2 protein-coding genes and 1 pseudogene are annotated in these 1,856 nt (G+C 49.6%); all 3 read left to right on the top strand.

The features are described 5' to 3' along the window. Positions 1–576: 576 nt before the first annotated feature. Positions 577–1,515: an RpnC/YadD family protein gene (locus tag AC2VE5_RS26620; RefSeq protein WP_486890548.1), complete on the top strand. Its 939-nt coding sequence runs from the start codon at positions 577–579 to the stop codon at positions 1,513–1,515. Between the two features lie 53 nt (positions 1,516–1,568). Continuing rightward, a pseudogene (locus AC2VE5_RS26625) lies at positions 1,569–1,712 on the top strand (PIN domain-containing protein); the annotation flags it as partial. Between the two features lie 46 nt (positions 1,713–1,758). Next, positions 1,759–1,856: DUF6932 family protein (locus AC2VE5_RS26630; RefSeq protein WP_486890549.1), on the top strand; the 98-nt coding region annotated here is incomplete at its 3' end.

Below are 1,856 nucleotides of genomic sequence, written 5' to 3' on the forward strand. Positions count from 1 at the left end.
CATCAACTACAACTGGTATTTTTGACACAGAACCAAGTTGGAGAGGAGCCGGATGCACGAAAACGGGCAAGTCCGGTTCTGAAGCCGAGCAGGTGGGGCGACCTACCTGCTTAGGTTAACCACTCCCTATTCCAGTGTTTGCTGGCTGCATGGTGGTCTTCCCTAAGTGGTTTATCTGCCGGTCCAGATAGGGGGCACCATGCTTTTTTTAGGAAAATGCTTGCCATCTTTGGCAACTCATGACTAAAATTTAGGCATGGCAAAGTAGGGAGACCTAACTTCTCGTCCCCAAGCAAGTAGTTAGCGTCCCCGCCCCTATTTCAAATTCAATACATCAATGACCCCGGCTGTTTCAGTTGGGGTTTTGATGTTTAAAGTCTTTTATGTCACTGGATCACCTCTTTGCTGAATTTTTCTCTAGGTAGCTGAGATGATCAAATCTGCAAACTCGTTATGTGTCAAGCGAATTTGATCAGTTAGAGGATATTCGTTACCCTCTCAGCTCCTAATTGACCTCTACGAGCTTAACCGTGGGAAAATTCCCAGGGAGGTCTTTTCTTTGAGAGCGCATTGCTAATGGCTGAGCAACGGGCTGATTTTGATAGTCCCTGGAAGGAGGTGCTGGAGGCGTATTTCCAGGATTTCCTAGCCTTCTTCTTTCCCCAGATCCACTCAGAGATTGATTGGACCCAGGGCTATGAGTTTCTGGATACGGAGCTGCAACAAGTGGTCCGGGATGCGGAGCTGGGCAAGCGGTTTGCCGATAAGTTGGTCAAGGTCTGGCGCTTGGGGGGTGAGGAAATGTGGGTGCTGATCCACATTGAGATCCAGCAAAGCCCGGAGACGGAGTTTGCCCAGCGGATGTTTGTTTACAATTACCGGCTACGCGATCGCTATGACCGGCCTGTGGTGAGCCTGGCGGTTTTGGCGGATGAGCGTCCAGGGTGGAGACCGCAGGAGTTTCGCTCTGAGCTGTGGGGCTGTGAGATTGAGTTTCAGTTCCCGATTGTGAAACTGCTAGACTATGGGCAACAGTGGCAGACGTTAGAGGACAGCTCTAACCCCTTTGTCATTGTGGTTATGGCTCATCTGAAGGCTTTGGAAACAAAGGGCGATCAGGTGGAGCGCCAGGAGTGGAAGTTTACTCTCACCCGGCGATTGTATGAGCAGGGTTATGAACGCCAGGATATCCTTAATTTATTCCGCTTTATTGATTGGGTGATTACGTTACCCGAGGATCTAGAGGCCAATTTCCGCCAAGAACTAGAGCAATACGAAAGGGAGGCACAGATGCCCTACGTTACCAGCGTTGAACGAATGGCTAAGCAGGAAGGTCTGCAAGAAGGTCTACTTAGTGGAATCGAACTGGCCCTGGAACTGAAGTTTGGCAGTGAGGGGTTCCAGGTTTTCCCGGAGATTGCCCAGATTGAAGATGTAGATACTCTCAAGGCTATCCAGGCAGGGCTGCGGCAGGTCAGCACCCTGGCTGAGTTGCGCTCCATCTATCAACCCTAACGATTAGTCTTCCTTTAGAAATAGAGTTGTCAGATAAGTAAATTTCCGCTACTCACCGCTTCCAATTTTGGGATGCTCAGGTCTGGGCTAATGCTCGCCTCAATCAGATTACGGAGGTTTACAGCGAGGACTTTAGTGTCGGTGTCACGGTTGAAGGGGTACGGTTTGTGAATCCCTTGGCTGAGCCTGTGGCCTAAACCTCAGTTTTTCAACACAATCTTATTGTTGTGTTAGTCTTTGGATATGCTCCCACCGTTTAAGGCTGATGGCAACCTACCGCCAGGTATTCATACTTGTACTTGGGAAGAGTTTGTGGCTCGTTTTGGAACTACCCAGCATCG

It is taken from the genome of Aliterella sp. E5.1 (assembly GCF_057473825.1).